The organism is Brevibacterium sp. 91QC2O2, from assembly GCF_024580695.1.
Classification (GTDB): domain Bacteria; phylum Actinomycetota; class Actinomycetes; order Actinomycetales; family Brevibacteriaceae; genus Brevibacterium; species Brevibacterium moorei.
In genome coordinates, this window is record NZ_JANIJY010000044.1 from 1 (window position 1) to 4863 (window position 4863).

Genomic DNA, 4863 nt, shown 5'->3' on the forward strand with positions numbered 1-4863 from the left:
GTCGGGACACTCGATGATTCCCTGGTGGGTGGACAGATCACGGCAAAGGCACACACTGTGGTGGCCAGTCAGTGCCTGGGTCACACCCTGGATGGAAACCATCCCTACAAGTATCAACGTCAGTGCCCCGTCGTAGGATCGTGTGCAGAGGGAAGGGAGGAACGCCATGCCGACTCCACACCCCCTGGCGCCCAGACAGTGGCTGTCCACGCAGAATCCGACACCGCCACCGCCCCTGGTGTCCGATCTCCACGATCCCACGGTGACCCCCACCTGCGTCATCATGGAGTCGGACCAGACCGCGGGACTGCTCCTCTACGTAGCCGGCACGGTCCTCGACGGCGGACTGCGCCTCGACCTCGAATTCGGCGGGTCCGGTCCCGTCGACGAACTCCCCACGATCTGGGACCACATCGCCCGGGCACATCCCGGGCGTTCCGTCATCATCGCCTGTTCGGGGTTCCACTCCACCGCGGTGCACGCCGCCTGCGCCGCCCTGGCCGTCGACTGCGGGCTGCCGGTGGATCGGATTGCCCAGGTGTCCGCCCGCGCCCGCTCCCACCTGTTCACCTACCGCCCGGCCCTGTGCCGGGCCGGGGCGACCCTCCTGAACGTGGCCGAGCTGGACCGGCGCATGGCGGAGCTGGCCACCCAGGACGCGGACCCCGGACAGCAGCCGCGCATCGTGCGCCCGCCCACTTCGTGGCAGCCGGCCCTGCACAGCAGGGACTACCGGTGCCGCGGCTCCTTCGACACCGTCTACACCGACGGCTCGCTCATCCACTTCACCGGCCAGGGGGCCGGTTGCGCGCTGGCCTCCGACGGCCGTTGGGTGGTCTCCCCCGTCGCCAACGCCCACAATCCGCTCCACGCCGAACTCGAAGCCGTCTACAACGCGCTGTGCCTGTCGCTGTACTCGGACGCGCCGCGAATCACCATCGTGACGGACTCCCAGCAGACGGTACAGCTGTTGCAGATGGAGCCCAGGATGGCACTGCGACTGCCCTGGCTGGACTCGTGGAACAACACCGTTCTGCGCCGCGCCCACCGGCTGCTCGCACACGGACCCGCACAGATCTCCCTGCGCTGGACCAGGGGCCATAACGGAGATCCGCTCAACGAGGCCTGCGACCGGGTCGCCCGCTTCGTCGCGCGGGCCCGCGGTTGGGACCTGTTGGGCGGGGTCACCGCCTCGCGGGTGGAGGAGATCATCGCCGACGAGGTGCGCTCGCGCGGCGGCGACTAGCGGCTCAGTCGAGCGTCTGCTCGCCCACCGGCAGTCCCAGGTAGTACATATGGGCGGCGGTCTCCGCGAGCGCGGCATACAGGTTGAAGTCGTGCAGGGCCGCGAAACCGCGGGACCAGTGCAGCCCCTGGGCCAGGGAGTACACGGAGTGGTCATCGGTTTCGGCCAGCCGCGCGCGGATCTCGTCGAGGCGCTGCGCGTGGTGCTCGGAGATCGCCTGCGCGCGCTCGTGCAGGCCGGCGAAGCGGAAGCCGTGGGCCGGCAGCACCTGCAGATCGGCGTCGAGTCCCTGCATCCGGTCCAGCGATTTCAGATAGTCGCCGAGGCTGTGGGTCAGCGAGCCGGAGTCCAGGCCGATGTTCGGGGTGATGGTGGGCAGCACGTGGTCCCCGGAGATGAATGCCGCATGGTCCTCGTCGATGAAGGCCGTGTGGCCGTAGGTGTGGCCGGGAGTCCACAGGCCACGCACCGTGCGCCCGGTCAGCGGCAGCACGTCCTGATCGTGCATGACGATGAGGTTCTGCGGCGGGGCGAAGGGCACGGCGGGGCGGTCGCCGAAGTGTTCGGCGGCCTCGGCCCCGGAATCCGGTGCCGCGGAAGCCGCGGCGGCGCTCTTGCCCAGTGCCTCGATGAGCGCGGTGGCAGAGCTCTGTCCGGCGGTCTTCCGGCCGGCACCCCGGCGGTCGACCTCGGTGCGACGTTCCTCCGGGACCCCGTACAGGGAGACGATGTCGACATCCGCTGCGGCGCCGTTGGAGGGGTTGACCTGGCCCAGGGCGAAGGTCTGCAACGCCTCCAGGTCGTGACGCTGCAGGGCCACCCACATATCGGGGTTGTGCTGCAGGAGCTGGGGCACCAGGCCCAGGTGGTCCCGGTGGTAGTGGGTGATGGCCACGCCGTTGACCTGATCGGGGCGGAAGCCGATCTGCGCCAGGCCCTCGGTCAGCCGCTGCATCTGTTCGAGCCCGTCCCAGCCGGGGTCGATGAGGCTGACGCCGGTGTCCTCGAGCAGCGCATAGCAGTAGGTGTAGACCAGCGGGTTGTTGGGAATCGGCACTGGGATCGCCCATGTGGCCGGTCCGACCTGTTCAACCGCGGGGGCGATGCGATCCTTCCATCCCTGTTCCTGCGACCTGCTCAGCGCCTCGATGGCCATGCGCCTCAACTCCCTTGTTGACTTCGCCGTGTGCAACGTCGAACTGCCTGCAACGTTGACTTAACGTTCGTTCATTTACATCCACGGCCCACTATAGCGCCGTCACCCGGGAGACGATCCACCGGAGGACTGTATAACCTCGATATTTAGAATGGGTGCATGGAACGCTTCCCGCGCAGACTCCTGGTGCCCATGATCGCCGGCACGATCCTCAACCCGATCAACACCTCGATCGTGGCCGTCGCGCTGGTCCCCATCGGCATCGCGTTCGGCGCTCCACCCGCACAGACCGCCTGGCTGGTCTCCGGGCTCTACATCGCCACCTCGATCGGCCAACCGCTGACCGGCCGCCTGGTCGACGTGTACGGCCCCAAGCGGATGTTCCTGCTCGGCGCCGCCCTGGTGACCGTTGCCGGCATCCTGGCCACCGCCGCACCCACCCTGTGGGTCCTGATCGCAGCCAGGGCGCTGTTGGGACTGGGCACCTGCGCCGCCTATCCCGCGTCCATGACACTCATCCGCAGGGTCTGCGACGCCCGGGGACTCGCCAGTCCCGCCGGGGTGCTCACCGCACTCACGATGACGGTCCAGACCGTCGCGGTCGTCGGGCCCACCCTGGGTGGCCTGCTCATCGACATCGGCGGGTGGCGCGCCACCATGGCCGTCAACATCCCGCTCGGGCTGATCGCCCTGGTGCTGGGCAGCCGACTGCTGCCCGACCTCGGCCACAGGGCCGAGGCGGCCGCCGGATCGGATGGCAGCGGCGGGCGGGGCGCGGCCTCGGGGGCCTCCTCTGGTTCGGCGCACCCCGCGTCCGCGGTCCGGGTCCCACTCGACTGGCCGGGGGTCCTCTGCTTCGCCGTCGGCCTGACCGGCCTGCTGCTGTTCCTGATGGAGCCCGACCTGGGCCACCTGTGGGCACTGGTGCCCGGAGTGCTGGCCCTGGCCGGATTCGCCTGGCGCGAGCTGCGAACTGCCGAACCCTTCATCGACCTGCGCGTACTGGGCGCGAATCCGGCCCTGCTGACCACGTACGTGCGCGGTACGACCGTCATGGTCATCCAGTACGGCTTCATCTACGGCTTCACCCAGTGGCTGCAGCAGGGCGCGGGGCTGAGCCCGTCCCTGGTCGGCCTCGTCCTGTTGCCGACCTTCGGCGTGGCCCTGTTGGTCTCCGCCGTCTTCGGGCGCCGCCCGCGCATCCGGGCGAACCTCTTGGTCGGCGGAGTCCTGCAACTCGTCGTCGCAGTGTCCCTCCTGTTGCTGTACCCGGCCACGCCGGTCTGGGTGTACTTCCTGATCACGGCGGTGCTGGGCATCCCCCAGGGACTGCTCAGCCTGTCGAACCAGAATGCGATGTACCACCAGGCCGATCCCGCGACGATCGGAGCGGCGTCCGGACTGTTGCGGACCTTCCAGTACCTGGGTGCCGTCACCGCCTCGGCGGTCTCGGGTCTGGTGTTCGGCGCACGCGCCGACACCCCCGGAATGCATTCCCTGGCCTGGGTGATGGTGATCGTCGCGGTGCTCACCATCGTCCTGACTGCGGGCGACCGCAGCCTGGCGCGGCTGCCGCGGTCGGACGGGAAATCGAAATAGGACCCCCGGTGCCAGGACCGGGCGCCGGGGCCTGGCCGGGCGCCGGTCATCCGGCCACCCGAACCAGCACCCAACCGAACACGAACGATAGAGGAGTCATCATGACACTTTCGACCATCGACCCGAAGACGGCCCTGCTCATCGTCGATCTGCAGAAGGGAATCGCGGGCACGGACCACCCGGTCATCGACGCGGTGGTGGACCGCTCCGCCCGCCTGGCCGGGGCCTTCCGGGCGGCCGGGCAGACCGTGGTGCTCATCAACGTCGCCGGAGCCCCCGGTGGGCGGACCGAGTCGAACAGGGGAGCCGCCCCCGTCCAGCGGCCCGCCGGCTGGACGGAACTGCGCCCGGAGCTGGAGCGCGACGCCGACGACGTCCTCATCACCAAGCACAGCTGGGGCGCCTTCCACGGCACCGACTTGGACGCGCAGCTGCGCGAGCGCGGGGTCACGCAGGTTTTCGTCACGGGGATCGCGACCTCGAAGGGCGTCGAGTCCACCGCGCGCGGCGCCCATGAGCACGGCTATCACGTGGTACTGGTGACCGATGCGATGTTCGACCGGGATTCCCGCGCGCACGAGTCCGCGATCGAGTTGATCTTCCCGCAGCTGGGCGAAGTCACGACCACGGCCGAGGTGCTGGACCGGCTGGGCTGATCCGGTCCGTCGGGTGCCGTGTCCCGGCCTCGGCATCACATGCGCAAACCTGCAGTACATGCGCGTATATGCGTATGTACGCTCTGTGTCAAGCTGTGTGGAGTCACTCGGGCTAGTTTCTGACTGCTTCGTGCTCCGGCAGGTTGATACCCACGACGTGGGGCGGCTTCGGAGTCACCGGACGTGACTTGAAGCGTCCCCGGTGT

The 4863-nt window shown here is 68.8% G+C and carries 4 protein-coding genes; 3 read left to right on the forward strand and 1 reads right to left on the reverse strand.

Annotated elements, in window-relative coordinates; all coding sequences use genetic code 11:
- The first annotated feature begins 166 nt into the window (after positions 1-166).
- Entirely contained in the window at positions 167-1246 is a 1080-nt protein-coding gene (locus tag NQ036_RS15265) for a ribonuclease H family protein (protein WP_257050008.1), read from the forward strand.
- Positions 1247-1250: 4 nt separating this feature from the next.
- Here NQ036_RS15265 and NQ036_RS15270 read toward each other — a convergent pair whose 3' ends face one another.
- Positions 1251-2402, reverse strand: a complete 1152-nt coding sequence (locus tag NQ036_RS15270; protein WP_257059973.1) for an MBL fold metallo-hydrolase — start codon at positions 2400-2402, stop codon at positions 1251-1253.
- 159 nt (positions 2403-2561) lie between these two features.
- On the opposite strand from NQ036_RS15270, the gene NQ036_RS15275 reads away from it, so the two are divergent.
- Both NQ036_RS15275 and NQ036_RS15280 read left to right on the forward strand, forming a co-directional pair.
- Positions 2562-4001 carry an MFS transporter gene (locus NQ036_RS15275; RefSeq protein ID WP_257050010.1) on the forward strand — a complete coding sequence of 480 codons (1440 nt, stop codon included), beginning with the start codon at positions 2562-2564 and terminating at the stop codon, positions 3999-4001.
- A 101-nt stretch (positions 4002-4102) separates the two neighbouring features.
- Positions 4103-4657 carry an isochorismatase family protein gene (locus tag NQ036_RS15280; RefSeq protein WP_257059975.1) on the forward strand — a complete coding sequence of 185 codons (555 nt, stop codon included), beginning with the start codon at positions 4103-4105 and terminating at the stop codon, positions 4655-4657.
- Positions 4658-4863: the final 206 nt, after the last annotated feature.